The 25,329-nt window shown below is 68.8% G+C and carries 25 protein-coding genes; 13 read left to right on the top strand and 12 right to left on the bottom strand.

The window, feature by feature from the left end; all coding sequences use genetic code 11:
• Window positions 1-69 precede the first annotated feature (69 nt).
• Both EV650_RS08730 and EV650_RS08725 read left to right on the top strand, forming a co-directional pair.
• Window positions 70-660: a winged helix-turn-helix domain-containing protein gene (locus EV650_RS08730; protein ID WP_166678065.1), complete on the top strand. Its 591-nt coding sequence runs from the start codon at window positions 70-72 to the stop codon at window positions 658-660.
• Window positions 657-1,877, top strand: coding sequence for an MFS transporter (locus tag EV650_RS08725; RefSeq protein ID WP_134117114.1), 1,221 nt, complete (start codon window positions 657-659; stop codon window positions 1,875-1,877). The genes EV650_RS08730 and EV650_RS08725 overlap by 4 nt, the downstream gene beginning before the upstream one ends.
• A 389-nt stretch (window positions 1,878-2,266) precedes the next feature.
• Here the strand turns inward: EV650_RS08725 and EV650_RS08720 are convergent, their stop codons facing one another.
• Both EV650_RS08720 and EV650_RS08715 read right to left on the bottom strand, forming a co-directional pair.
• A complete protein-coding gene (locus tag EV650_RS08720; protein WP_134117112.1) occupies window positions 2,267-3,529 on the bottom strand; it encodes a ribonuclease D in 1,263 nt (420 codons plus the stop codon).
• Window positions 3,526-4,128 (bottom strand): DUF3000 domain-containing protein, encoded by a 603-nt coding sequence (locus EV650_RS08715; RefSeq protein ID WP_134117110.1) that lies wholly within the window; start codon window positions 4,126-4,128, stop codon window positions 3,526-3,528. The genes EV650_RS08720 and EV650_RS08715 overlap by 4 nt, the downstream gene beginning before the upstream one ends.
• A 109-nt stretch (window positions 4,129-4,237) precedes the next feature.
• Here EV650_RS08715 and hemE point away from each other — a divergent pair, with 109 nt between their 5' ends.
• From hemE to EV650_RS08690, 5 genes are read left to right on the top strand one after another with little or no spacing between them, the layout of a single operon-like run.
• A complete protein-coding gene (gene hemE, locus EV650_RS08710; protein ID WP_238174085.1) occupies window positions 4,238-5,278 on the top strand; it encodes a uroporphyrinogen decarboxylase in 1,041 nt (346 codons plus the stop codon).
• The gene (locus tag EV650_RS08705) at window positions 5,275-5,784 is read left to right on the top strand and encodes a GNAT family N-acetyltransferase (RefSeq protein WP_238174084.1); all 510 of its coding nucleotides are present in this window, start codon (window positions 5,275-5,277) and stop codon (window positions 5,782-5,784) included. The genes hemE and EV650_RS08705 overlap by 4 nt, the downstream gene beginning before the upstream one ends.
• Complete coding sequence (gene hemG / locus EV650_RS08700) at window positions 5,781-7,190, top strand: protoporphyrinogen oxidase (protein WP_134117106.1); 1,410 nt, start codon at window positions 5,781-5,783, stop codon at window positions 7,188-7,190. The genes EV650_RS08705 and hemG overlap by 4 nt, the downstream gene beginning before the upstream one ends.
• Window positions 7,187-7,882, top strand: a complete 696-nt coding sequence (gene hemQ / locus EV650_RS08695; protein ID WP_134117104.1) for a hydrogen peroxide-dependent heme synthase — start codon at window positions 7,187-7,189, stop codon at window positions 7,880-7,882. Before hemG ends, hemQ begins: the two co-directional genes overlap by 4 nt.
• Complete coding sequence (locus EV650_RS08690) at window positions 7,882-8,259, top strand: VOC family protein (RefSeq protein WP_134117102.1); 378 nt, start codon at window positions 7,882-7,884, stop codon at window positions 8,257-8,259. The genes hemQ and EV650_RS08690 overlap by 1 nt, the downstream gene beginning before the upstream one ends.
• Here EV650_RS08690 and EV650_RS08685 read toward each other — a convergent pair.
• From EV650_RS08685 to EV650_RS08660, 6 genes are all read right to left on the bottom strand, one after another.
• Window positions 8,256-10,298 carry an AAA family ATPase gene (locus EV650_RS08685; protein WP_238174083.1) on the bottom strand — a complete coding sequence of 681 codons (2,043 nt, stop codon included), beginning with the start codon at window positions 10,296-10,298 and terminating at the stop codon, window positions 8,256-8,258. The genes EV650_RS08690 and EV650_RS08685 overlap by 4 nt on opposite strands.
• A 69-nt stretch (window positions 10,299-10,367) precedes the next feature.
• Window positions 10,368-10,784 carry a peptide-methionine (R)-S-oxide reductase MsrB gene (msrB, locus tag EV650_RS08680; protein WP_134117100.1) on the bottom strand — a complete coding sequence of 139 codons (417 nt, stop codon included), beginning with the start codon at window positions 10,782-10,784 and terminating at the stop codon, window positions 10,368-10,370.
• A gap of 75 nt (window positions 10,785-10,859) precedes the next feature.
• Window positions 10,860-13,247, bottom strand: a complete 2,388-nt coding sequence (locus EV650_RS08675; protein WP_134117098.1) for a DUF8508 domain-containing protein — start codon at window positions 13,245-13,247, stop codon at window positions 10,860-10,862.
• A gap of 82 nt (window positions 13,248-13,329) precedes the next feature.
• Complete coding sequence (locus EV650_RS08670; protein WP_134117096.1) at window positions 13,330-14,658, bottom strand: adenylate/guanylate cyclase domain-containing protein; 1,329 nt, start codon at window positions 14,656-14,658, stop codon at window positions 13,330-13,332.
• Window positions 14,659-14,696: 38 nt separating this feature from the next.
• Window positions 14,697-16,427: an NAD(P)/FAD-dependent oxidoreductase gene (locus EV650_RS08665; protein ID WP_134117094.1), complete on the bottom strand. Its 1,731-nt coding sequence runs from the start codon at window positions 16,425-16,427 to the stop codon at window positions 14,697-14,699.
• A gap of 117 nt (window positions 16,428-16,544) precedes the next feature.
• Window positions 16,545-18,140: a M4 family metallopeptidase gene (locus EV650_RS08660; protein ID WP_134117092.1), complete on the bottom strand. Its 1,596-nt coding sequence runs from the start codon at window positions 18,138-18,140 to the stop codon at window positions 16,545-16,547.
• A gap of 168 nt (window positions 18,141-18,308) precedes the next feature.
• Here EV650_RS08660 and EV650_RS08655 point away from each other — a divergent pair, with 168 nt between their 5' ends.
• Entirely contained in the window at window positions 18,309-19,400 is a 1,092-nt protein-coding gene (locus EV650_RS08655; protein WP_134117090.1) for a DNA polymerase domain-containing protein, read from the top strand.
• Window positions 19,401-19,463: 63 nt separating this feature from the next.
• Window positions 19,464-19,937 (top strand): carboxymuconolactone decarboxylase family protein, encoded by a 474-nt coding sequence (locus EV650_RS08650; RefSeq protein WP_134117088.1) that lies wholly within the window; start codon window positions 19,464-19,466, stop codon window positions 19,935-19,937.
• Window positions 19,938-19,953: 16 nt separating this feature from the next.
• On the opposite strand, the gene EV650_RS08645 is transcribed toward EV650_RS08650, so the two are convergent.
• Both EV650_RS08645 and EV650_RS08640 read right to left on the bottom strand, forming a co-directional pair.
• On the bottom strand, window positions 19,954-20,709 hold the full coding sequence (locus tag EV650_RS08645) for an SDR family oxidoreductase (RefSeq protein WP_134117086.1): 756 nt from the start codon (window positions 20,707-20,709) through the stop codon (window positions 19,954-19,956).
• A 90-nt stretch (window positions 20,710-20,799) separates the two neighbouring features.
• Window positions 20,800-21,600, bottom strand: a complete 801-nt coding sequence (locus EV650_RS08640) for an SURF1 family cytochrome oxidase biogenesis protein (RefSeq protein ID WP_238174082.1) — start codon at window positions 21,598-21,600, stop codon at window positions 20,800-20,802.
• Between the two features lie 58 nt (window positions 21,601-21,658).
• Here EV650_RS08640 and moaA point away from each other — a divergent pair, with 58 nt between their 5' ends.
• Complete coding sequence (gene moaA, locus EV650_RS08635) at window positions 21,659-22,678, top strand: GTP 3',8-cyclase MoaA (RefSeq protein ID WP_238174081.1); 1,020 nt, start codon at window positions 21,659-21,661, stop codon at window positions 22,676-22,678.
• A 60-nt stretch (window positions 22,679-22,738) separates the two neighbouring features.
• Here moaA and EV650_RS08630 read toward each other — a convergent pair whose 3' ends face one another.
• Window positions 22,739-22,942, bottom strand: coding sequence for a hypothetical protein (locus EV650_RS08630; protein WP_134117084.1), 204 nt, complete (start codon window positions 22,940-22,942; stop codon window positions 22,739-22,741).
• Window positions 22,943-23,132: 190 nt separating this feature from the next.
• Window positions 23,133-23,480 (bottom strand): DUF3099 domain-containing protein, encoded by a 348-nt coding sequence (locus EV650_RS08625; RefSeq protein ID WP_134117082.1) that lies wholly within the window; start codon window positions 23,478-23,480, stop codon window positions 23,133-23,135.
• 74 nt (window positions 23,481-23,554) lie between these two features.
• Between EV650_RS08625 and EV650_RS08620 the strand changes: the two genes are divergently transcribed.
• The 3 genes from EV650_RS08620 to fabI are packed head-to-tail and all read left to right on the top strand — an operon-like array spanning window position 23,555 to window position 25,327.
• A complete protein-coding gene (locus EV650_RS08620; protein WP_134117080.1) occupies window positions 23,555-23,767 on the top strand; it encodes a dodecin in 213 nt (70 codons plus the stop codon).
• Between the two features lie 60 nt (window positions 23,768-23,827).
• Window positions 23,828-24,532 (top strand): 3-oxoacyl-[acyl-carrier-protein] reductase, encoded by a 705-nt coding sequence (gene fabG, locus EV650_RS08615; protein WP_134117078.1) that lies wholly within the window; start codon window positions 23,828-23,830, stop codon window positions 24,530-24,532.
• Window positions 24,533-24,556: 24 nt separating this feature from the next.
• On the top strand, window positions 24,557-25,327 hold the full coding sequence (gene fabI, locus EV650_RS08610) for an enoyl-ACP reductase FabI (RefSeq protein WP_134117076.1): 771 nt from the start codon (window positions 24,557-24,559) through the stop codon (window positions 25,325-25,327).
• Window positions 25,328-25,329 lie beyond the last annotated feature (2 nt).

Raw genomic sequence — 25,329 nt, 5'->3', positions numbered from 1 at the left:
AAGCGAGGGGTTGGGGGTTTCTTCATGGCTTTCATTGCAACAACTCTTTCGAAAGAGTACTTTCGATGCATGCCGAACCCGCATCGCCGCCTGAGCGATCCCCGTGAGCTGAACGCGCTGGCCCATCCGGTCCGGATGGCGATCATCGAACTGCTGTCGGTCAGCGGGCCGCTGACCGCGACCGAGCTGGCCGACCGGCTCGACGAGACGCCGGCCAACTGTTCGTGGCATCTGCGCAAGCTGGCGCAGCACGGCTTCGTCGAGGAGGCCGAGGGCGGGAAGGGCCGGCAGCGGCCGTGGCAGGTGCCGGGGCTCGGATTCCACTGGGACGAGGAGCACGGGGCCGGGTCGATCGACGAGCGGCGGGCCGCGCAGGCGTTGTCCGAAGTGGTGATGGGCCGCGCGATCGACCGGTTGCGGGAGGCGCAGGAGCGCGCGCCGGAGGAACCCGAGGAGTGGCGGGCGGCGACCAGCAACACCGAGATGGTCGCCTGGCTGACCGCGGACGAGCTCAAGGAGATGAACGAGGCGATCGAGGCTGTGCTCGACCGCCATGTCGAGCGGCTGACCGATCCGAAGCAGCGGCCGGCGGGTGCGCGGCTGTGCGAGTTCGTCTCCTGGGGCGTCCCGGTGTCCTTCCCGGGGGTCGAGCCGGCATGAGGAAGCTGTTCGCCCAGCCCGGGTTCCCGCGCCTGTTTGCTGGCCTGAGTACGTCGATGCTCGGCGACTCGGTCATGCTGCTGGTGCTGAGCATGTGGGTGAAGACGCTCACCGGCTCCAACGCGCTGGCCGGCCTGACGTTCTTCTTCATGGTGCTGCCGGCGCTCGGCGCCCCGCTGCTCGGCGTGTGGGTGGATCGCCTGCCCCGCAAGGCGATCCTGGTCTGGGGCAACTTCGCCAGCGCGGCCGCGGTCCTCCCGCTCGTGCTCGTCCGGGACGCGAACGACGTATGGCTGATCTGGGTCGTCGCCTTCCTGTACGGCGTCTCGTTCGTCGTACTGCCGGCCGCGCTCAACGGCCTGCTCAAGGAGCTCCTGCCGGACGAACTCCTCGTCGACGCCAACTCCAGCCTGGCCACGATCAAGGAGGGCTACCGGCTGTTCGGGCCGCTGGTCGGTGCCGCGATCTTCGCGACGGCGGGCGGCTGGCTGGTCGCGGTCATCGACGCGACCACGTTTGCGCTGGCCGGGCTGCTGATCGCGACGATCAAGGTCACCGAGACTCCGGCGCCGGTGAAGAACACCTTCCGCGAGGACGTCCTCGGTGGCGTCCGGTTCCTGTTCGGCGATCGGGTACTGCGTCATGTCCTCGCCGGGCTCGCGATCTCGATCCTCGTCATCGGCTTCTTCGAGTCGTCGATCTACGCCCTGATGGATGCCTTCGGCAAACCACCGACGTACTCCGGCGTCTTCGTCACCTGTCAGGGCGTCGGCGCGATCATCGGTGGACTGACCGCGAGCCGTGCCGTACGACGGCTTGGCGAGATCGCCGTCTGCCTGGTCGGCCTGGTCGCGCTGGCTGCCGCGACCATCGTCTGTGCTGCCGCGCCCACCATCATCGTGGTGCTGATCGGCGCGGGGATCTGTGGTCTCGGGTTGCCGTGGACGTTCGTGTCGTTCACGACGTTGATGCAGCGCCGCTCACCGGGTCATCTGATCGGCCGGGTGTCGACCGCGGTCGAGGTGCTGCTGTCTACGCCGCAGGCGATCTCCCTCGCGCTGGGCAGTCTGCTCGTCAGTCTGCTGAGCTACCGCCAGATCTTCGTGATCATCGCGACCGTGATCCTGCTCGGCGCGCTCCAGATCGTACTGACCCTCCGCGACCAGCTGCGCCCGGACCTGACTCCAGCGGAGTCCATCTCCGGGGTTGACCCCTGAGATGGTCGGTTGACCCCTCGTTCGTAGGGGTGGCAACCGACCAGCTCAGGGGTCGACCCCAATGCCGCTCAGCACGCGCGACCCGCAGTCCTGGGCAAGCGGCGAACCGAGGGGCCACGCTGTTTGCGGTGACAAGTTTGCACCTGGTGGCAAAAATGTTCCGCAAAGCGGCCAAGGCCCGGGATTGCTCACGCAAGGGCTCCGCAGCCACTCGTGCCGGAACGGACTGCCGCCTTGGGGAGGATTACCCTCCGAATCCGGCACACCATCCTCCCCAACCTCGGTGCATCTCAGCGCCGCGATCGCGATCCGGCTCGCGACCTTGCCGAACGACGGACCGCGCGGCGGCTTCTTCGACGACGAAAGCCGTGTGTTCTGGTCACAACCGGCTAATCGAGCGGCTTCGCCGGGGCCTCTGAGGTCATTGCGTCGGTGAGGACGTCGGCGGTGAGGGCGATCTGCCACTGGCGGGCGTGGTGTTCGCGGAGGAAGCTCGTGACCACGTCTAGCGTCACGTCCTTGGGCGGTGACCAGGCCAGCCGGCGGATCGTGTCGGGGGCGAGGAGGTTCTCCGTCGGAAGGCGGTGAGCCTCGGCGATCTCGGCGACCGCGCTCCGGGCGGCCGACAAACGAGCCGCGGCATCCGGGTCCCGGTCGGCCCAGGCGCGGGCCGGCGGCGGGCCGTCGTACCTCGGGCCTTGCTTGGGGAGCTCGGAGTCGGGCAGGCGGCGGGCGTGGTCGACCGCTTCCCACCAGGTCCGCATGTGACGGTGAGCGCCGCGGCCCTTGAAAGCAGTCAGTTTCTGCAGCGTGTCGCGGTCGGCCGGCATCGCAGATGCAGCCTCGACGATCGCGGCGTCCGGCAACACGCGGCCGGGGGAGATGTCCGCGGACTCGGCGATCTGGTCGCGTGCTTCCCACAGGGCGCGGACGACGGCCAGGCTGCGACGGTTGCGGACCCGGTGCATGCCCGACGTACGGCGCCATGGGTCCGGCCTCGGCTCCCGCGGGGGAGCGTCCAGGATCGCGGCGAACTCCTGCTCGGCCCACTCCCATTTGCCCTCGCGGCGCAGCTCCTGCTCGATGGCGTCCCGCAGCTCGATCAGCATCTCGACGTCCAACGCGGCGTACACGAGCCAAGGCGCTGGGAGCGGCCGGGTGGACCAGTCGGCGGCCGAGTGTTCCTTGCGCATCCGATAGCCGAGCACTTCGCTGACCAGCGAGGCGAGCCCGACCTTCGGGTACCCGAGCAGGCGGCCGGCCAGCTCGGTGTCGAAGACCTGACGCGGCACCATCCCGACCTCGGCCAGGCAGGCCAAGTCCTGGTTGGCCGCATGGATGATCCACTCGGTGTCGACGATCGCGTCGCCGAGCGAGGACAGGTCACCGAACGGGATCGGGTCGACCAGCGCCGAGCCGGAGCCGACGCGCCGCAGCTGGACCAGGTACGCACGGTGGGAGTAGCGGTAACCGGAGGCGCGTTCGGCGTCGACGGCCACCGGGCCGGTGCCGCCCTGGAACGCCTCGACGATCTCGGTCAAGGCGTCGTCGGTCTCGACCACCTCCGACAGCCCGTCCCTGAGCTCGAGCAGGGGCAGTTCCTTCTCAGCCGGTTCGTCCGGTGCCGTCGGCTGGGTTTCGGCTGGGCTCATTGGCCCCGCTGTCCGCGCCGGGTCGGCATCGCGACCACCCCCGGCGGAACCGGCGGCAAACCCGCCGCCGTGCAGAGCACCTCGCCCCAGGCCTCGGCATGCCGGGTCACGTCCACCAGTCCAGCAGGTCCGGGCACGGGGCTCCAGGACGCGCGGATCTCGATCTCCGCCGTCGCGTCGTCGTCGGCCATCCCGCCGAAGCTCTCCGATACCACCCTGGTGACGGTACCGCTAGGCGCCAGGAAGTCGGCGCCGCGGTCGGCCAGCGCCTCCATCAGCCAGGTCCAGCCCACGCCGCCGAGCAGCGCGTCGGTCACCATCTCCGGTTCGACGGCGGCTCGCACGTACGCGACACAGCGGAAGGTCGACTGCCATGCGTCGTTCCCGGCCGGGTCGTAGAGGATGACGAGCCGGCCGGTGGCGACATCGTCGCCGTCGACCGTCACGTCGGCGCTGACCGCGGCCGCGTGCGGTGCGATCCGCTGCGGTGCGGGCATCTCCTCGACGAAAACCTCGGGCCGGAACCGGGCACCTCGTAACTGCGAGACTGCCTCGGCGAACTCCGCGGGTGGCGCGTCGACCTGCTTGCGGGCACCCATGCTTGGCAGCCTACGACCGATCACTCACCGACGCCTGTTTAGACGCGCCGGTGACAGCCAGTGTGTAACCGGCGCACGACCGTTGAAAGCCGCGTGGGATCATCCCTGTGTGTCTTCGACGTCGCCGCTGGATCGTTCGCCGTACCTGCTAGCTGCCCGGGGGGAGCGTGCGCCGCACACCCCGGTGTGGTTCATGCGCCAGGCGGGGCGCGCGTTGCCCGAGTACCACAAGGTGCGGGAGGGCATCACGATGCTCGAGTCCTGCAAGCGTCCCGACCTTGTCGTCGAGATAACGCTGCAGCCGGTCCGCCGTTACGGCGTCGACGCGGCGATCTTCTTCTCCGACATCGTCACCCCGCTCCAGTTCGCCGGTTACGACATCGAGATCAAGCCCGGCGTCGGCCCGGTGGCGGCGGACCCGATCCGGGACGCCGCCGGGGTGGCGGCGGTCCGCCCGGTCACCGCGGCCGACGTGCCGTTCACCACCGAGGCCATCCAGCAGCTCGTCTCCGACCTCGGTGGTACGCCGTTGATCGGGTTCGCGGGCGCGCCGTTCACGCTCGCGTCGTACCTGGTCGAGGGTGGGCCGAGCAAGGACTTCGCGAAGACCAAGGCGATGATGCACGGTCAGCCGGACCTGTGGCACGCGCTGGCGGACCGGCTGGCCGAGGTCGCGATCGCGTTCCTGTCGGTCCAGGTCGAGGCCGGCGCGTCGGCGATCCAGCTGTTCGACTCCTGGGCCGGTGGGCTGTCGCCGCGGGACTACGAACGGTTCGTGCTGCCGCACTCCGCCAAGGTGTTCGAGGCGCTCAAGCCGTACGGCGTACCGCGGGTGCACTTCGGCGTGAACACCGGCGAGCTCCTCGGCCTGATGAGCGCTGCCGGCGCCGACGTGGTCGGAGTCGACTGGCGCGTCCCGCTCGACGAGGCAGTACGACGAGTTGGCCCGAAGCCGCTGCAGGGCAACCTGGATCCAGCCCTGTTGTTCGCCGGCTGGGACGCGATCGAGCCCGAGATCGACCGCATCCTCGAGGAGGGCAAGGCGGCGCCCGGCCACATCTTCAACCTCGGCCACGGAGTGCCGCCGAACGCCGACCCCGAGGTGCTCGCCCGGGTGGCGAAGTACGTACAAACCCGGAGCGCTGTGTGATCCGTCTGCCGGACCACCCGGTGACCCTGGAGCTCCTGACCGCTGCGCACGCCGATGCCGTGCTCGCCTTCGAGCAGGAGAACCGGGCGTACTTCGCGAGCTGGATCTGGGATCGCGGCGACGAGTACTTCGCCGAGTTCGCGGCCCGGCACGCGGCGATGCTCGCCGAGCAGGCGACCGGCGCCTGTCGCTTCCACGTACTCACCGACGACTCCGGCGCGGTGGTCGGCCGGGTGAACCTGGTGGACCTCGAGCACGGGTCGGCCGAGCTCGGCTACCGGATCGCGGAGAAGTGGGCCGGTCAAGGGCTCGCGACCGAAGCGGTCCGGGCGATCATCGGGGTCGCAGCGACCGAGTACGGGCTGACAGTTCTGCGGGCTGGCGCCTCCGATCACAACGGGGCGTCGCAGGCGGTGCTGACCCGGGCCGGGTTCCGGCCGGTCGGGACGAGCAGCACGAGCCTCGGGCCGGGGAAGAAGTACGAGCTGATGCTGGAGGGCGTGTGAGCCGGGTCGTCGTGGTCGGTGGCGGGATCAGTGGGCTGGCGGCGGCGTACGCGCTGGCGACCGGGCCGAATCCGCCGCAGATCACGGTGCTCGAGGGGTCGCCGCGGCTCGGCGGGAAGCTGGCCGGGGCCGAGATCGAGGGCGTGCCGGTCGACCTCGGCGCCGAGTCGGTGCTGGCCCGGCGTCCCGAGGCGGTCGATCTGATCCGGGCGATCGGGCTCGGTGACGACTTGGTGCATCCGGCAACGACATCGGCCGGATTGTGGGTCGGCGACCGGATCCGGGCGATCCCGCCGACGATCATGGGCGTCCCGGTCGATCCGTCCGCGACTGCCGACGTACTCGGGTCCGCCGCCGCCGAGCAGGTGGCACATGAGGCCGACCTACCGGCGCCGGCGCTCACCGAGGACGTGGCGATCGGGCGGTTCGTTGCCGAGCGGATGGGGTCCGCGGTCACCGACAAGCTGATCGACCCGCTGCTCGGCGGGGTGTACGCCGGGAAGGCGGAGGAGATCTCGCTCGCTGCCGCCGTACCGGATCTGTACGCCAAGCTGCGGACCGCCCCGAGCCTGCTCGCTGCCACTGCCGATCTACGCGCACTGGGCCAGAAGCGAGCGGGCCAACCGGTGTTCGCCGGTGTGGTCGGCGGGATCAACCGGATCATCGCCGCGCTCGAGCAGGATCTGACCGCGCGCGGCGTGGACATCCGCCGCAAGCTGACGGTACGACGGATTTCGCGCACGCCGGACGGGTTCGCGCTGGAGGCCGGACCGGTCCCCGCGCCGACGTTGCTGACGGCTGATGCGGTGGTGGTCGCGGTGCCCGCAGCGCCAGCGGCCAGGATGCTGACCGAGGTGGTGCCGGCGGCGTCGACCGAGCTGGCGACGATCGAGTACGCCAGCATGGCGATCGTCACGCTGGCCGTCCGGAAGCGCGACTGGCCGGCCGACGCGACCGGGTCCGGATTCCTCGTGCCGTCCGTCGAAGGTCGGACGATCAAGGCGTCGACCTACTCGCACGCCAAGTGGGCGTGGTCGGGCGAGGCCGGGGGAGACCTGGCGGTCCTGCGTACGTCGGTCGGCCGGCTCGGTGAGGAATACGTGCTGCAGCGGTCCGACGAGGAGCTCGTAGCGCTCGCGGTCGCGGACCTGCAGAAGGCGATCGGCCTGCACTCCGAGGTGGCCGGGTCCCTGGTGACGCGGTGGGGCGGCGGTCTTCCGCAGTACGCCGTCGGTCATCTGGAGCGGGTCGATCGGGTCGAGGCCGCGGTGGCCGACGTACCGGGGCTGGCTGTGTGCGGAGCGGCGTACCGCGGTGTCGGGATCGCCGCCTGCGTCGCGTCCGGTGGCAAGGCGGCGACCCGGGTGCAGGAGCATCTCAATGCATTGGAGACAATGGCGAAGTGACTGGTACGCCGAAAGCCCGAGAGCTCAACAACGTCATCCGGTACACCCTGTGGTCGGTCTTCAAGGTCGAGACGCCGCTCGGTGATGCGGACCGGGACGAGCTGACCGCCGAGCTCAACGACCTGGTCGGCAAGCTGGCCGGCGAGGACGTGGTGATCCGCGGGATCTACGACATCGAGGGTTTCCGGGCCGACGCCGACTTCATGATCTGGTGGCACGCGCCGACCTCGGACGCGCTGCAGCAGGCGTACCATGCGCTGCGCCGGTCGCGGCTCGGGCGGCACCTGGTCCCGGTCTGGTCGCAGTTCGCGCTGCACCGGCCGGCGGAGTTCAACAAGAGCCACATCCCGGCGTTCCTGGCCGACGAGGAGCCGCGGGCCTACATCTGCGTGTACCCGTTCGTGCGGTCCTACGAGTGGTACCTGCTGCCGGACGAGGAGCGCCGGTTCATGCTCGCCGAGCACGGCAAGATGGCGCGCACCTACCCGGACGTCCGGGCGAACACGGTGGCGTCGTTCGCGCTCGGCGACTACGAGTGGATCCTCGCCTTCGAGGCCGACGAACTGCATCGGATGGTCGACCTGATGCGCGACCTCCGGGCCTCGACCGCGCGGCGACACGTGCGGGAGGAAATCCCGTTCTACACCGGAAAGCGCACCGAGCTCAGCGAGCTCGTGGCTAACCTGGTCTGATGCATCGCAAGGCGTTTCCGGTGTTGTACGTCGCTGACGTACGCCGGTCCGTGGAGTTCTACGCGCTCCTCGGCTACGAGTCGACGTACCAGTTCCCGCTCGAAGGCGAGCCGCACTACGTCGGCCTGGAGCGCGGTGACTCGTCCCTCGGCCTGTCCGACGCCAACTGGCCCGAGGCCCAGCTCGGCATCACCGTGGGTACGGCGCCACGCTTCGAGCTCTTCGTGTACGTCGACGACGTCGAGGCCGAGGTGGAACGCTTCCGCGCCGCCGGCCACCCCGTCCTCCAGGAACCCGCAACCATGCCGTGGGGCGAACGCCAGGCGTACCTGGCCGACCCCGAGGGCAACCCGGTCGCACTGGCGACCCCGGTTTAGGTCCCCGGCTTCTGCAGTAGGTAGTCCTCGGCGCGCATCGACGTCGGGGGCCTGACATCGGCCGGGATCAGTTCGCGGAGGTCGCGCTCGGTCAGGCGGTCCGGGTCGCTGGACGACAGCCGGATGGCCTGGTTGGAGACGGCCTCCTCGAGGACGTTCCGGATGAAACGACCGTTGCCGAAGCTGTGCGCACGGGGCGCGGGCGGGATGACGGTGCGGACCTTGTCCAGCACCTCCTCGCCGTAGATCATCCCCTTCTGCCGCGCCTGCAGCTCGAAGATCGCGACCAGCTGATCGGTGTCGTACTCGCTGAACGACAGCAGCTTCGGGAACCGGGACGCCAGACCGGTGTTGGACTCCATGAACCGCTGCATCTCGCGGTGGTACCCGGCGACGATCACGATGCAGTCGTTCCGGTGGTCCTCCATCAGCTTCAGGATCGTCGCGACCGCCTCGAGACCGTAGTCGCCCGGGGTGTTCTCCGGGGTCAGGCTGTACGCCTCGTCGATGAACAGCACGCCGCCGAGCGCCTCGCGGAACTTGGCCGCGGTCATCGGGGCGGTCGCACCGAGGGCGGGGCCGACCAGGTCGGAGCGGTCGACCTCGACCACGTGGCCCTTCTCCAGAACGCCGAGCTGGTGGTAGATCCGGCTGAGCAGCCGGGCGATCGTCGTCTTCGCCGTACCGGGCTTGCCGACGAAGACCATGTGCCGGGCCCGGTCGTGACTCGGCAGGCCGAGCTCGGCCCGGCGCAGGTTCGTCTTCACCTCGGCGACCATCCGGCGTACGGCGTCCTTCACCGACTCCAGGCCGATCAGCGAGTCGAGCTCGGCGAGCGGGTTGTCGCTGAAGTCCAGCGGCGCGGGGAGCGGCTCGTCGAGGGTTCCGCCGGAGGCCGGCGCGGGATGTGCAGTGTCATTGGCGTCCTTCTGGACGTCCTTCCAGGCGGCCGACAGCGACGCGTCCTGCTCCGCCGCGGCCTGGCTTTCCAGGGCGCTCCAGCGCTCCCGGTCGAGCATCCGGAACAGCGTGCTGAGGTCCGGCACCTCCGGCTCGGGCCACGGCTCCCTGGCCAGCACACCCGACAGGTGTACGGCGACCCGCGCGGCGGCGGCGCCCCAGGACCGGGCCAGCGGCGACTGCCCGTTCCGGATGGCGCGGGCCATCCACTGGTTCACATGGCCGTGCCAGGTCTGCAGGTTGAAGGTCGGGTCGATGTCCTGGAGCGCCTTGTGCACGTCCACCGCGGCGGAGCCGAGGATGTTCGCGACGGGCTGCGGGATGCCGCGCAGGCCGGAGGCCAGGATCAGCTCGGCCAGCACCTGCGCGAAATCCCCGGCGTACTCGTCCGGGCTCAGCATCAGCATCCGGGCGTGCGTGTCCCGGACCGAGTTCAGCGAGTAACGCAGCGCGGCGGTCGGGCCGGCCAGCTCGGGCAGTACGGCGCGCTCGGAGTCCTTGAGCCCTTCGGTGCGCCAGTACTTGACGATCTCGTCGTACTCGCCGGAGATGTGCAGTTCGGTCGCGTCGCGGTTGGCCAGCACCCGGTCGAACGCGGCGGTCAGGGCCTCGGCCCGAGCGGCCATCGGGGGAGCGTCGACGAAGAGGCGGACGACGTTGCGGGACAGTTGCAGGGCATGCTTGCGCCCGTTCTCGCGGAAGCCGCGGGCGCCGGCGATCGCCTGCAGGTGCCAGTCCGTCGGTGCCACGTAGGTCACGTGCCCGCTGCCGCCGAGGCGGGACGACGGCCGGTAGAACTCGTGCGTGAGCTCGGCCGACAGGTCGGCGTACTCACCGTGCAGGACCGGGATCCACCCGGTCAGCAGCGGCGCTGCCTGGTGGGTGAACCAGACCGCGGCCGGCGTGCCCTTGACGAAGTCCGGGAACGCCTCGGGGCGCAACGGCCGCAGTGCGTCGGGGTCGTCGGCCCAGGCCCGCAGCTGAGCCCGGATCCGGGCCGTCCACTCGGCCGGCACCTCCCACGGCTCTGCCACGGCCAGCACATCCAGAACCCGCGGTCTACGGATGTCGTCAGCCACCAATTTCCTTCCCCAGGAGCCACCAGCCGGCCCAGTCTAGAACCAGACCGGGCGACCGGTGCCGCAGGCTCAGGCCGGGGTGAGCGTCATGCTGATGCTGTTGATGCAGTAGCGCAGGTCGGTGGGCGTGCCGTAGCCCTCGCCCTCGAAGACGTGACCCAGGTGGGAGCCGCAGTTGGCGCAACGGACCTCGGTCCGCTTCATCCCGAGGTCGTAGTCCTCGATGTACTCGACCCGGTCCTCGGCGAGCGGGGCGAAGAACGACGGCCAGCCGCAGTGCGAGTCGAACTTGGTCTCGCTGCGGAACAGCTCCGCGTCGCAGGCCCGGCACTTGTACACGCCGACCGTCTTGGTGTCGGTGTACTCACCGACGAACGGCCGCTCGGTGCCGGCCTTGCGCAGCACCTTGAACTCGGCGGGGGAGAGCTGCGCCTTCCACTCCGCGTCGGACTTCTGTACGGCGTACTGCTTGATGTCATCTGTCACGTCTTAAGTATCGGCGACCGGGCAAGGAAAACCCCGCCCGGCCGCCGCACGTAAGACTCCCGCAATCCTGCGATGTCACCGCACCCAGGAGGGCAACGGGATCAGCTTCACCACCTGCGGGTCGTGGTCGGAGATCTGGTCCGGGAACTCCGAGTTCATGTGCACCACGTCGTACGACGCGGTCGGGCGCAGGTTCTGCGAGATCAGGATCTGGTCCAGGATCTGGCTGTTGCCCTCGAACACGTAGCTGTACCGCTCCTTCAGCGGCAGTGTCCGGGGCAGGTCGACCAGCGCGGTCTTGCCCGAGCCGACCAGGAGGTCCGCGGTCTGTGACCAGTCGAAGTCGTTCAGGTCACCGAGCACGACCACGTTCGCCCCCTTGTCCTTGGCGAAGATCTGGTCCGCGAACCCGCGAACCGCCAGCGCCTGCTGGTGCCGCTTCTCGGCGGTCACCTGCACCGGCGGCTGGAACCGGCCCCAGAGCGGGTCGTCGCCGCCTTTGGAGCTGAAGTGGTTGACCACCACGAACAGCGACTGCCCGAGCCAGGTGAACTCGCCGGCCAGCGGGACTCGGGTCGCCTCCCAGGCCGGGTTCGCCGGGTCGACGCGGCCCGGCGACGAGCTCAGGTGCGGCTTGCCGAACCGGTCGGTGGTGATCGTGGTCGCGACCGTCGAGCCGCCACCCGGGCGGTCGACGAACTTGACCGGCTTGTCCGTCCGGTACAGGAACGCGACCCGGATGTTGCCGCCCGGCTCGCCACCCTCGGCGTTGTTCACCGGGTCGATCTCGCGGTAGGTGTACTTCGGTCCGCCGGCCTTCTGGATCGCGGCGACGAGCGTGTCCAGGGTGACGTTCGCGGCCGTCGTACCGGAGTTCGTGGCGCCGTCGTTGTCCTGGACCTCCTCAAGCCCGAGGATGTCCGGCGAGGCGAGGTTCTTCACGACGGCCTGCGCGAGTCCGTCGAACTTGGCCGGGCCGTCGGACGGGTCCAGGTTCTCCACGTTGAACGTCGCCACCGACACCTGCAGCGGCGAGGACGCCTTGGTCGTCTCCCGCTTCACGCCACCGTCGATCACGGTCGGCGTCACGGTCGGCTGGAACTTGAAGTTGCCGAACGAGTAGTCCAGAACACCCGTCACCAGACCGGCCAGCTTGTCCCCGGTCTTCGCATCCGGGATCGGCGCCAGTACGTCGTCCAGCAGCACTCGCTCCGGGTTGCTGTCGTTCTTCTGCAGCAGGATCCCGCCGCGCACGGTGCGTACCCCAGCCCCGGCGGGTACGACGGACAGCTCGCGGAACGAGCTGGTCGGGCCGGTGACCTGCGGCTGGTTGATGCCCAGCCACATGCCCTCCAGCGACTCCCAGAAGTCGAGGCCGTCCTGGGCCGGGTCGAACGCGGTACTCGTGGTCTCCACGTCACCGCTGGAGTCGTTGTCGATCACGGTCGACGGCGGCACCCGACCGCCCGGGCCGACGATGGTCGGCGCGGGTACGGCGGCGGTCCCGGTGACGGTGATCTTCGGGTTGGTGATCTCGGTCGTGGTCAGGTTCGTCGTACCGCCGGAGCCGCCGGGGCGGAACTCGGCGACCATGCCCGCGACCGTGACGGCGTCACCGACGGAGACGGTCGGCGCGGAGCTGGTGAAGACGAACACGCCCTCGCTGGTGGACGGGTTGTCGTCCGGCTGGGTGTCCTGGAACCAGAACCCGTTGGTGCTCTTCGCGGTCACCACACCGGTGACGTTCTGGACCAGCTTGCCTTCGAGCGGCGAGCGGTGCGCGGCGCCCTGGATGTCGTGGATCTTCGCGTCCACCGGGGGCTCGGCCGGACCACCGGTCAGCGTGCCCGGCGACGGGTTGCCCGCGACGAAGTCGGCGCTGTTGTTGTCGGTGTCCTGCTTCGGGTCGGTCCGGGAGTCCGAGGTGGAGTTCGACAGGCCCGGCGCGGGCGTGGTCTCGGAGTCGGTCGCGGTGCCGTAGCCGACGTAGTCCTTCACGCCGGCGTCCGCGTGGCAGGTCGCCCCGCAGGCGAGCGCGGTCTGGTTGGTGACGACGGCGATCTTGCCGGCCGTCGCGGACATCGCGATGGTGCCCTCGACGTTCGCGGTCGGCATCGGCTGACCGTTGCCGGCGCCCGCGCCCTCCTGGACCAGGTAGGCGGCGCCCGGCGCGATGCTGCCGGTGAGCTTGGTGACCTGCCAGGTCGCGCCGGCGGCCGAGGCGTACTGGACCGACCAGCCGCTGACGTCGACCGCGGCCGAGCTGTTGTTCGTCAACTCGACGAAATCGTTCGTGTACGGCGCACCGGAGTTGCCGCCACCGCCATACACCTCCGTGACGACCACGTCGGTGGAAGCGGCGTCAGCCGGTCTGGCGACGAACGCGACGGCACCGGTCAAGGCGAGACTCGAGGTGACCACGAGGGCGCCCAGGCGGCGTCGTGATCGGATCAGGGCAGACATGGCCCGGATTCTCACACCGGGACGTCAGCGTTCCAAGGGCCAACACATGAACACCCGGGGTGCGCACGAAAGGCACGGGTGATCATTCGCCACGCAGCGCGATCAGCCGGTAGACCTCCAGCGGCTCGGCCTTGCCCTTCAGCGTGAGCATCCCGAGCGATTCGGTCAGCGCCGCGGGCAGCAGCGCCTTCGTCGCCGGGCCGATCGCCACGCCGCCGCCCGGGGCCTTCCCCTCGATCCGGGAGGCGACGTTCACCGTGTCACCGATGACTGTGTGGGTCCGGCCGCCTTCGGTGCCGAGCAGGCTCACCGACGCGATCCCGCTGTTGATCCCGACCCGGAACCGCGGCCAGTGCGGATGGGTGGCCAGGACCTCGGCCGCCGCCTCCTGCAGCGCCAGCCCGGCCGCAGCCGCCCGCTCCGCGTGATCCGGCTGGTCACCGCGCTTGTTGAACGTGACCATCAGCGCGTCCCCGATGATCCGGTCCACGTCGCCGCCGTGCCGCCCGACCACCGACGGTACGACGACCTTGAAGTACGTGTTCAGCATCGCCGTGACCTCGGCCGGATCGTGCTGTTCGGAGAACGTCGTGAAGCCGGCGAGATCCGCGAACAGCACGCTCAATTCGCGCTGCCCCGACACGGTGTCCTGCTGGTAGAGGTCGGCGAACCGTTCCTCGTACCACTGGATCCGCACCCCGGCCACGACCAGCCCGAACGCGGCCAGCAAGAGCACGTGCCACTCCCACCACGACAGCGCCCAGTTCTTCGCGAACACCAGCGCGACCATCGCCTCGCCGAGCAGCACGAACGCGGAGATCATCGACAGCAACATCAACGACGGCCGCGCCCACCAGATCCGCAGGTAGCGGGCGGCAGCCACGCCGTACAGCAGGATCGTTGGTACGGCCAACGCTTTCAGGATGCCGTCGGCAACTTCCGGGACGGACGTGTCGTGCAGCGGTGGCAACCGCAGTACCGAAGCGACTGCCCACAAGGCCATCAGCACCAGCAGGCCGGCGCGCAGCCAGCGACCCCACCTGATGCCGGAGACGGTCAGACTCGACAGGAACGCGAACACCGACGCGAGAGCCACACCGATCGGCGTGGCGAGGGTGAAACCGGCGTTCGGCGTGTCCAGCAAGACCTTCGGTGTCGCCAGCGCATGGAGCCCGAGGAAGCCGGCCGCGGACAGGAACGCCAGCGAGACGAACAGCACGCGGGCGTCACCGCGCCGCAGCGCCGCCGCTCCGGTCGTGTAGGCGAGTCCGGCGCTGAGGGCTGCCGTGAGCAGCACCAGCCAGAAATGGGTCGGATGGTGTTCCCAATGCACGTCGTACCGCGGGGTCTGCAGCAGCACCACTAGCCCGGCGAGCGGCACCAACAACACCAGCGCGGTCAGGGCGACCATCGCTGGCGTGTAGGCGAACGGCCTGTGAGTTGGCTGGTTCACGGGACCGTGAGGTGGGTGTGAATCTGCGAGACGACCACCGAGCCCTCACCGACCGCCGAGGCCACCCGCTTCACCGACTCGGATCGCACGTCGCCGACGGCGAACAGCCCGGGCACGGTGGTCTCGTAAGGCCGCGGAGGCCGGCTCTGCTGCCAGAGCTCATGCGCACCGGCGTCCGAGCCGCTGAGCACGAACCCGAGCTTGTCGCGCGCCACTTCGTCCGGCAGCCAGTTGGTCCCCGGCACCGCGCCGATCATCACGAACAGCCCGTCGAGCGGGATCGTCTCCTCCTCGCCGGTACGCCGATCCCGCAGCGTCACCTGCTGCAGCCGCCCGTCGCCGCCACCGTCGGCGACCTCGCTGGACGCCCGTACGGTCACGTTGTCCGCCGCATCGATCGCGTCGATGAGGTACTGCGACATGCTCGCCGAAAGGTCCTCGCCCCGGATCACCAGCAGCACGTGCCGGCAGTAGCGGGCCAGATGCAGGACAGCCTGTCCGGCCGAGTTCCCGCCGCCGACCACGGCCGCGTCCCGACCCATCAGCCCGTGAGCCTCGGACACACTCGCGCCGTAGTACACGCCGTTCCCGAGCAGCTTCTCCAGCGACGGCACCTCGAGTCGCCGGTACGACACACCCGTCGCCAGTACGACGGCCCGTGCCGTCACTTCGCCCACATCGCCGATCACTGCATGGAAATGACCCTCACCCATCTCCAGTCGCTCGACCGACCGCATCAGCACGAAATGCGCCCCGAACACCCACGCCTGCTGGTACCCGCGCTGCGCCAGCTCGGACCCGCGAATACCCCGCGAGAACCCCAAGTAGTTCCGGATCAGTGAGCTCGTCCCCGCCTGACCGCCGATCGACTCTCGCTCCACCACAAGCGTCCGCAAACCCTCGGACGACGCGTACACCGCCGTCGCCAGCCCGGCCGGACCAGCCCCGATCACCAGGACGTCGAACGAGCGATCCTCCGACGCCAGGGCCGTTGGCACCCCCCACGCCTCCGCGATCTCCGCATCGGTCGGGTCGTGCAGTACGACGCCACCGATCGCCGGCATCCACACCAGCACCCCGGCACCCGGATCCGGCTCGTCGATGAACTTGAGTGCGTCGTTCGCCAGCGCCGTACCGCTCTCGCGGAACGCACTCGGGATCCCGTTGCGGGCCAGCAGACTGCGGACGGCCTGACCGCGGACCGAATGCTCGGCGGCGATCACCACTACTTCCCGCAGGTTCGCGACCTCGTACCGCGACCATTCCTGGATGAACTCGGCGACCGTGCGATGGAACAGCTCGTCGCGCGTGGTCCACGGCTTGAGCACGTAGTAGTTGATGTCGCCTACCGACATCGCCGTCAGGATCGCGGACGCGGTCGCACGGTCGGCCCACGCGCCCCACTCGATCAGCAACGCCCGGCGCGCGTCCGGGTGCGCGGACCGCGATGTCGCGAGGATCTGCGCCCGCTCCTGGGCGTCGAGCGCGTCGTCGACGAGGACGACGGCAACCCGCTGTCCCCACTCGTGCGCTTGCTGTAGGCAAGTGATCGCGGCGGCTGCGGTCAGCTCGCCGCGGACTCTGAAGTCGACGCCGAAGGCCCGCTCCAGTTCGCTTTCGCACCGTTCCAGACGCTCCGGGTCAGCGTCGACGACGAGCAGCAACGGCCTGGCCGCATGCAGTTGCGGCCGTCGCTGGTCTGAAGTTCCCCCGGGTTCCCCACCCATGATTGCGACGGTAGGTCCGCACAAACCCGGTGGCAATGGAATAAGGGGGACAAAGCGTTTGATATCCGCCGGTCCTGCCCGCCCCAGTGGGACAGGACCGGCGAAACCCTCAGTTGGTCAGTTCACCGCGACAGCGGACCAAGCGGCGGCAACGGTTGCCCGCTCGATGCTGCTGGCGCCGTACAGGTCGGTGGCCGCGTTCAGCGTCGCGGTCCGTGCCTGCGCGTACGTCGTACCGCTGGTCATGTACGTCGTCAGCGCGCGGTACCAGATCTTGCCGAGCTTGTCGTGGCCGATGCCGGTGACCGACGAACCGTTGCAGGTCGGTGAGTTGTGCGGCAGGCCGCCGATCGTCTTGGCGCCGGTGCCCTCGGCAAGCAGGTAGGCGAAGTGGTTCGCGATTGCCGACGAGTAGTGCACGTCGAGGTTGCCGACGTCGGAGGTGTAGCAGTCGGGGGACTGGCCGTCCCGACTCGGCTTGTCCATGAACCGCAGCGCCGGGCGGTCCTTCATGATCTCCTCGCCGATGTAGTAGTCGCCCGGGTCGGAGGCATTGTTGGAGTAGAACTCGACCAGCGTGCCGAAGATGTCGCTGGTCGCCTCGTTCAGGCCGCCGGACTCGCCGGAGTAGGTCAGCGCGGCAGTGTGCTCGGTGACGCCGTGGGACATCTCGTGACCGGCCACATCGATCGAGACCAGCGGACCCGCGGCAACGTTGTCGCCGTCGCCGTACGTCATCTGCTTGCCGTCCCAGAACGCGTTCACGTAGTTCGTGCCGTAGTGCACGCGGCTCGGGACGCCCTTGCCGTCGCCGAAGATGCCGTTCCGGCCGTGCACGTTCTTGTAGTAGTCGAACGTGGTCGCGGCGCCGTAGTGCGCGTCGACGGCGGCGGTGGCGCGGTCAGTGTTGAGGCCGGTGCCCCAGTGGTTGTCCGCGTCGGTGTACTTCGTCGGCGTCGGGCAACCGATCTGGAGGATTTGGCACAGGATCGAGTCGGTCTGGTTCTTCGCGTCCGCGGTGAAGCCGCCGCCACGGGTCGCGTCGGTCAGCGTGAAGCCGCCGGTCACCGCCGTGGTCTCGAGCGGCACGGTCCCGCTGTAGAGGCTCTTGCCGTCACCGGTCGCCGTCTCGATGTGCTGCTCGCTGATCAGCTTCGCGCCGGTCAAGGCATCGACGGTCGTGGTGACGAGGCTCGGCGTACCGTCCGCCTGGGTGCCGGCCGTGGTGACCAGGTAGGCCAGCCGTGGCGCGCCCTTGCGGGCCTCGATCACCAAGCTCGGCTTGCCTTCGGCCTTCAGGCCCTTGGTGAGTGCCTTCGCGGTGGCGGTCGCGACGCTGAGCTTCGGCGTACGGGCGATGTTCGCGCTGCTGCTCAGGGTCAGGCTGGCGCCCTTGAACGCGCCGTCCTTGGCCTGGTGTACGACGACGTCGCCGCCGAGCACCTGCAGTCCGCCGATGGTGCGGTCCATCCGGACGTGGCTGGAGCCGTCGGGGTCGACGATCACGTCCTTGACCACGAACGCGTCGGCCGTGGTGGCGCGCAGCGCGGTCAGGTTGCTGGTGATCGCAGCTCTGGCCTTGGCAACGGCCGCGGCAGGAGTGGGGACAGGGGATGCAGTCGGCGCGCCAGTTGCTGTGGTCGCGCTGGTCAATCCGAGGGCGGTAGCGGTCACCACTGCGGTAGCAGCGGCGATCAGGGCGGATCTGTTCATCCTCGCGCTCCTTGTCAGGTGTCCCGGGGGCCTCACGCCCCAGGAACGAGGTGCTGGAACGTTACCGCTCGGTCACCTACCGTGGCCAGAGGTTGGGAAAAGTCTCCTTTCCCGTGCGGCCAACGGAAATTCCGCGGATTTGTCCGGGGTGGGCGATACGGTCACCGCATGGCGAAGAGCACAGCCGTGGTGGTCACCGTCGGCGACCGCGAGGTCCGGGTCTCCAGCCCCGAGCGGGTCGTCTACGAGGCGACCGACTGGGCTCCGGAGGTCACCAAGCTTCAGGTCTGCGAGTACTTCATCGGTGTGGCTCCCGCGTTCATGCGCGCCTCGGGCGACCGTCCGGTCGCGTTGGAGCGCTGGCCCGGCGGATGGCGCGAGGGTATGACGCTGTCGGTGGACGCGAGCGGCCGTCAGACCGGAGACGGCTTCTACTCCAAGCGCCTCCCGAAGGGCGCGCCGGACTGGCTCGAGACCTGCCGGATCCTGACGCCGAACGACCGCCCGATCGACGAGCTCTGCCTGACCGAGCCGGCCGCCGCGGTGTGGGCGGCTCAGATGGGCACGTTGACCTTCCACCCGTGGGCCGTTCGCCGCAGCGATCTCGACCATCCCGACGAGCTGCGCCTCGACCTCGATCCACAGCCCGGTGCGACCTTCGCGGATGCCCGCCGGGTGGCCGATGTCGCCCGTGAACTGCTCGAGGAGCTCGGTCTGCGCGGGTATCCGAAGACCAGCGGCAACCGGGGCATCCACATCTACGTCCGCATCCTGCCGCAGTGGACCTTCGACGAGGTCCGGCATGCCGCGATCGGCCTCGGCCGCGAGCTCGAGCGACGCGACGACGGCGTCACCACGGCCTGGTGGAAAGAGGAACGCGGCGAGGCGTCGATCTTCCTGGACTTCAACCAGAACCTCCGGGATCGCACGGTCGCGGGCGCCTGGTCCCTCCGGCCGCGGCCGGGTGCTCCGGTGAGTACGCCGATGTCGTGGGAGCGGCTCGCCGACGTCGACGATCCGCGTGCGTTCAACCTGCACACGGTTCCGGAGTACCTGACCGATGGCGATCCGTGGGCTGACATGGACGAGACGGCATACCCGCTCGATCCGCTGCTGCGGCTGTGGGAGGAGCTCCCCGGCGGCGAGCTGAACTTCCCGCCCGACTACCCGAAGATGCCGGGGGAGCCGCCGCGCGTCCAGCCGAGCAAGAAGGTCGCGGAGCACTGGGACGAGCAAGGCAACCGGGTCGCCCCTGACTGACACTTCATGAGGCTGTCTCGTCGGATAGGCATCAACACGCTTATTCGCTAGGAGATACCTGTTATGGAAGCTCGTCTGGATCTGTTCACGAACCCGGTGCTGGGCAAGTTCATCAAGCACCTCAACGCGGCCGCCCGGGTCGCGCTCGACGCCGGTGTGCCGCTCGCCACTCTCGAGCTGGTCGAGTTGCGGGCCAGCCAGATCAACGGCTGCGCCGTCTGCGTCGACATGCACGCGAAGGAGGCTGCACACCACGGCGAGACCGCGGTCCGGATCAACCTGGTGGCGACGTGGCGCGAGGCCACCGTCTACACCGACGCGGAGCGCGCCGCGCTGGAGCTGACCGAAGCCGGCACCCGGATCGCCGATGCCGCCGGCGGAGTCTCCGACGACGTCTGGCTGAACGCGACCAAGTACTACGACGAGAACCAGTTGGCCGCGCTGGTCGGCGCCATCGCCGGCATCAACACCTGGAACCGCCTGAACGTGATGACCGCCCAGCCCGCAGGTGACTACGTCGCCGGCCAGTGGGGCTGATCAGCTAGTTCGCAGCTCAGATAGTTCGCAGGGCCCCGCCGTCGATCGGGATCATGGTGCCGGTCAGGTAGGAGGCGGCGGGGGAGAGGACGAAGGCGGCGACCCGGCCGAACTCGTCGGGCGTGCCGTAGCGGCGCAGCGGGATGGTCTTCTCGGACGCCCGGCGGGCGGCTTCGGCGTCGCCGCCCTTGGCGTCGAGCTCTTTCAGGCGGTCGGTGGAGATCCGGCCGGGCAGGAGGCCGTTGACCCGGGTGCCGTTCGGGCCGAGCTCGTCGGCGAGAGTCTTGGCGACCATCGCCAGGCCGGGCCGGAGGCCGTTGGAGATCGCCAGGCCGGTGATCGGGGACCGCACCGACGACGACAGCACGAAGGCGATCGACGTACCCTCCGATCCGGCCCGCGCGACCGCGCGAGCGATCCGCAGGCTGCCGAGGAAGACACTGTCGAACGCCGACCGCCAGTCGTCCTCGTCGGAGTCGAGGGCGGTCCCGGGCCGCGGGCCACCGACGCTGATCAGTGCGCCGTGCAGCGCGCCCCATTTTGCGATCGCGGTCGCGGCCAGCCGTTCGGCGCTCTCCGGGTCGGCGTTGTCGACCGGGATGCCGACCACGTTCTCGCCGAGCTCGGCGGCGGCGCGGGAGATCGACTCCTCGTTGCGGCTGGAGATCACCAGCCGCGCGCCTTCAGCAGCCAGCGCTTTCGCCGTGGCGAAGCCGAGTCCGGCGCTGGCGCCGGTGACGATGTAGGTGCGATCGCGCAGTCCGAGGTCCACAGCTCCATCCTGCCCCACCGCACCGGGTCGCGCACCTCGAGAGTTCGGGGCCGACGGCAACTCGGCTGTCGTTGCGCAGGGCAACGAGAGTTAGTCGCGAACGGCGGCGTGCGCCTCGGGGCGTTCGGCGGCCTCCGGCTGGGGCTCGGCCGGCTTGTCTTCCGGTTTGTCCTCGGGCTTGTTCTGCCGGGTGAAATAGACGAGTCCACCGAGGGCCATCAGCGCGAAGAAGAACCACTGCAGGGCGTAGAAGAAGTGCGGCCCGTCGTCGATCTCCGGTCCCGGGAAGGAAAGGAACGACGCGTCGTTGGCCGGCTGCTGCTGGCTGATCGTCATATAGCCGTCGTACAGGTCCATCCCGAGGACCTTGGCGAAATCCGGTCCGTTGATGAGTCGCGCCGTACCGTCGTCCGGTACGCCGCCGTTCGTGCTGCCGCCGCGTTCACTGCGCTGCAGCCGTCCGGTGACGGTCACCTCACCCGTCGGTACGGCGGGGACGTGAAGAGGCATCAACTCCGAGCTCTGCCGGGGAAGGAAGCCCCGGTCGACGAGCACGGCCTTCCCGTCGGCCTGGACCAAGGGCGTGACGATCTCGAAGCCCGGTCGGTCCGCGATGTTCCTGTACTTGAGGATGATCTGCTTGGAGGCGTCGTACCGTCCGGTGACGACCGCGGTCCGCCAGGCGTGCTGGTCGCCGATCAGGCCCTGCGGGCCGACGATCTGGTCGATCGGCGCCGGTGCCGCGGCCAGGTTGGACCGGGTCACCTCGTTCCGAGCCTTGCGTTCTTCGAGGCGATGCAGCTGCCAGCGACCCAGCTCCACGCACACGACGGCGAGCAGGATGACCGCCAGCGCGGCGGTGATCCAGCGGACGTTCATCAAGCGACGCACGTCTCGAACTTAAGGCATCGCCTGAAACCGCCGACGCGCGGCACGTAGGCTGGGGCCTGTGACAGCGATCCAGGAGGCTACTCAAACAGGCCTGGCGGACCGGTATGGCCGGGTCGCCACGGACCTGCGGGTGTCGCTCACGGATCGCTGCAATCTGCGCTGCACGTACTGCATGCCGGAGGAAGGTCTGGACTGGCTCGGCAAGCCTGAGCTGCTCACCGACGACGAGGTGATCCGGCTGGTCTCCGTCGCCGTGACGCACCTCGGCGTCAACGAGATCCGCTTCACCGGCGGCGAGCCGCTTTTGCGGCGTGGTCTGGTCGGAATCGTCGCGCGTACGGCGGAGCTCGCACCGCGCCCCGAGATCTCGCTGACAACCAACGGGATCGGGCTGGCCCGTCAGGCGCAGGCTCTGAAGGACGCCGGCCTGGATCGGGTGAATGTGAGTCTCGACACCATCGAGCCGGGCACCTTCCAGGAGCTCACTCGCCGGGACCGGCTGAAGGACGTGCTCGCCGGTCTGGAGGCAGCGCACGAGGCCGGTCTCACGCCGGTGAAGGTGAACGCTGTCCTGATGCGCGGCGTCAACGATGAGCAGGCGCCGGAGTTGCTGGAGTTCTGCCTCGACCGCGGCTACGAACTGCGGTTCATCGAGCAGATGCCGCTCGACGCGCAGCACGGCTGGAGCCGGGCGACCATGATCACCGCCGACGAGATTCTTGAGCTGCTGTCCGGTCGCTTTGCTCTGACTCCGGTCGACGCGTCGACGAGGGGGAGTGCGCCGGCCGAGTCGTTCGTGGTCGACGGTGGACCGCAGACAGTCGGGATCATTGCCTCCGTCACCCGACCGTTCTGCGGCGACTGCGACCGGGTCCGGTTGACCGCCGACGGTCAGGTCCGCGACTGCCTGTTCGCACGTGCCGAGTCCGACCTACGGACGGCGCTGCGGTCCGGTGCGGACGACGATGAACTGGCCGACCGCTGGCGGAGCGCGATGCGGAACAAACTGCCCGGTCACGGCATCAACGACCCGAGCTTCCTGCAACCGGCCCGGCCGATGTCCGCCATCGGCGGTTGATCAGCGAATCGCCTGCACTTCCGGTCCAATCCGGAAATGTACTTTTTCGCTATCAACCATTCACTCGGTGAATGGCTCGACCTCGCGCAGGAATGACCTCCGGGCCAGGAAGTCGGACAAGCTCTCCTTGTGTTCGTCACAGGCGAGCCAGGTCTTGCGCCGATCGGGGGTGTGGATCTTCGGGTTGTTCCACAGCAGCGACCACGTGGCCGGCCTGCCGCATCCCCTTGCGGAGCAGACGGCTGGTGCTGCTTCGTCACTCATCCGCTGATGCCATTCCTCTGCATTCCTGATGCCTCAATAATCAATAGCCTGGACAAAATGAAGCGACGTCGGACAGCCACGGGGGGAGCCGTCCGACGCCGCATCAAGTCCCTGAATTTCACTCATGAACTTCAGAGCACGCGGGAGATTCTGACACGGATCAGTGCAAATTTTCCAGTCCCGGCCGAGATCACTTTTCGGTGTCGGCGCGAGGGTCCTCTTCTTGGGGTACGACGACAGTCGGACGCTCACCGATCGACGGTCGTACCGGTGCCACGTACGGGTCCGCGGCGGGCTGTGTCGACGACTGATGCGCGTTCGCCAGCACCACCGCGAAGTACGGTAACGCGATCGCCCCGACGACGAACAACCAGCGCCACGGCGACGGGGTCAGGACGGCGGCAATGAAGCAGCCGATCCGGATCGACATCATCCACGCGTAGCGGACGATCCGGCTGTCCAGATCCTCGGACCGGCCCGGCTGTGCACTCGTCACCGAAATGACGGTCTCGCCGGTTCGCTCACGATGTCTCGACATCTATCCTCCTCAACAGGACCAACGGTACGCCGCGCCGCCCGCCCGGGCGCAGCCAGGATGGAAGGAATGTCGCAATGAGCGATCGGACTTACCGGGTCACCGAGATCGTCGGTACCTCCAAGGAGGGGCTGAACCAGGCGATCACCAACGGAATCGCCCGGGCCGGCGAGACGCTGCGTCACCTCGACTGGTTCGAGGTCACCGAGATCCGCGGCCATGTCGTGGACAACCAGATCGACCACTACCAGGTCGGTATGAAAGTCGGCTTCCGGCTCGAAGACTCCTAAGTCGGGGGACCCGGGCCTGGTGGGATAGCGTTCCTCCGACCGACGATGTGAGGAGGGCTTGTGGGCAGGTCTGTGCTGGTGACCGGTGGTAGCCGGGGGATCGGTCTGGCGATCGCGACCGCGTTCAAGGAGGCCGGCGACGAGGTCGCCGTCACCTACAACACGAGCCCGCCGCCGGAGGGCTTCCTCGGGGTGAAGTGCGACATCACCGACCAGGAGCAGGTCGACGCGGCGTTCGACACCATCGCGGAGCAGCAGGGTCCGGTCGAGGTGCTGGTGGCGAACGCCGGCATCACCCGGGACACCCTGCTGCTGCGGATGTCCGACGACGACTGGGACTCGGTCATCCAGACCAACCTGACCGGTTCGTTCCGGGTCGCCCGCCGGGCCGCGAAGGGCATGCTGCGGCTGCGCAAGGGCCGGATCGTGTTCATCTCCTCGGTGGTCGGCCTGCTCGGCTCACCGGGCCAGGTGAACTACGCGGCCAGCAAGTCCGGCCTGATCGGGATGGCCCGCTCGATCGCCCGTGAGCTCGGCAGCCGCGGCATCACCGCGAACGTCGTCGCGCCCGGGTTCGTCGAGACCGACATGACCGCGGTCCTGCCGGAGGAGACCCAGAAGCAGTACCTGAGCCAGATCCCGCTCGGCCGCTTCGGCCGGACCGAGGAGATCGCGAAGGCCGTCCGCTGGCTGTCCTCGGAGGAGGCCGGCTACATCACCGGCGCAGTGATCCCGGTCGACGGCGGCATCGGCATGGGCAACTAACTCTCACTTCAGAAAGGGAAGCCGGTGGGCATCCTCGACGGCAAGCGGATCCTGGTCGCCGGAGTCACGCTGGACTCCTCGATCGGTTTCGCCACCGCCAAAGTGGCGCAGGAACAAGGCGCCACCGTGCTGATCTCGAACTTCGGCCGGGCGCTGAGCATCACCAAACGGATTGCCAAACGCCTGCCGACCGAGCCGCCGGTGCTGGAGCTCGACGTCACCAACGCGGAGCACCTGGCTGCCCTGCCGGACGCGATCCGTGAGCACGTCGACGGTCTGGACGGCGTCGTGCACTCGATCGCGTACGGCAACCCGGAGACGATCCTCGGCGGCAAGTTCCTCGACGGACCCTGGGACGACGTGGCCCAGGCTGTCCACGTGTCGGCGTACAGCCTCAAGTCCCTTGCGGTCACCTGCGCGCCGTTGATGGGCCGCGGTGGCAGTGTCGTCGGGATGACCTTCGACGCGACCGTCGCTTGGCCCGGGTACGACTGGATGGGTGTGGCCAAGGCTGCTCTCGAGTCGACCAGTCGGTACCTCGCGCGTGATCTCGGTGCCCAGGGCATCCGGTGCAACCTGGTCTCGGCCGGTCCGCTGAAAACGCTGGCTGCGAAGGCGATTCCGGGCTTCGAGAAGTTCGAGGGGCCATGGCTGGACCGCGCGCCGCTCGGCTGGGATCCGACCGACCTCGAGCCGACCGGCCGCACAATCGTGGCCCTGCTGAGTGACTTCTTCCCTTCGACCACCGGCGAGATCATCCACGTCGACGGTGGCTTCCACGCGATGGGAGCGTAGGG

It is taken from the genome of Kribbella kalugense, assembly GCF_004365875.1.
Taxonomy (GTDB): Bacteria; Actinomycetota; Actinomycetes; order Propionibacteriales; family Kribbellaceae; genus Kribbella; species Kribbella kalugense.
This window is presented reverse-complemented; position numbering and strand designations above follow the sequence as displayed.

Bases quoted from the DNA above. Each gene is read 5' to 3' on its own strand.
- EV650_RS08690 (WP_134117102.1), top strand. From the start codon at position 7,882: ATGCATCGCAAGGCGTTTCCGGTGTTGTACGTCGCTGACGTACGCCGG.
- EV650_RS08720 (WP_134117112.1), bottom strand. From the start codon at position 3,529: ATGAGCCCAGCCGAAACCCAGCCGACGGCACCGGACGAACCGGCTGAG.
- EV650_RS08730 (WP_166678065.1), top strand. From the start codon at position 70: ATGCCGAACCCGCATCGCCGCCTGAGCGATCCCCGTGAGCTGAACGCG.
- EV650_RS08650 (WP_134117088.1), top strand. From the start codon at position 19,464: ATGGAAGCTCGTCTGGATCTGTTCACGAACCCGGTGCTGGGCAAGTTC.
- EV650_RS08715 (WP_134117110.1), bottom strand. From the start codon at position 4,128: ATGGGTGCCCGCAAGCAGGTCGACGCGCCACCCGCGGAGTTCGCCGAG.
- EV650_RS08665 (WP_134117094.1), bottom strand. From the start codon at position 16,427: ATGGGTGGGGAACCCGGGGGAACTTCAGACCAGCGACGGCCGCAACTG.
- EV650_RS08660 (WP_134117092.1), bottom strand. From the start codon at position 18,140: ATGAACAGATCCGCCCTGATCGCCGCTGCTACCGCAGTGGTGACCGCT.
- EV650_RS08670 (WP_134117096.1), bottom strand. From the start codon at position 14,658: ATGGTCGCCCTGACCGCGCTGGTGTTGTTGGTGCCGCTCGCCGGGCTA.
- EV650_RS08620 (WP_134117080.1), top strand. From the start codon at position 23,555: ATGAGCGATCGGACTTACCGGGTCACCGAGATCGTCGGTACCTCCAAG.
- EV650_RS08630 (WP_134117084.1), bottom strand. From the start codon at position 22,942: ATGAGTGACGAAGCAGCACCAGCCGTCTGCTCCGCAAGGGGATGCGGC.
- EV650_RS08675 (WP_134117098.1), bottom strand. From the start codon at position 13,247: ATGTCTGCCCTGATCCGATCACGACGCCGCCTGGGCGCCCTCGTGGTC.
- EV650_RS08725 (WP_134117114.1), top strand. From the start codon at position 657: ATGAGGAAGCTGTTCGCCCAGCCCGGGTTCCCGCGCCTGTTTGCTGGC.
- EV650_RS08655 (WP_134117090.1), top strand. From the start codon at position 18,309: ATGGCGAAGAGCACAGCCGTGGTGGTCACCGTCGGCGACCGCGAGGTC.
- EV650_RS08625 (WP_134117082.1), bottom strand. From the start codon at position 23,480: ATGTCGAGACATCGTGAGCGAACCGGCGAGACCGTCATTTCGGTGACG.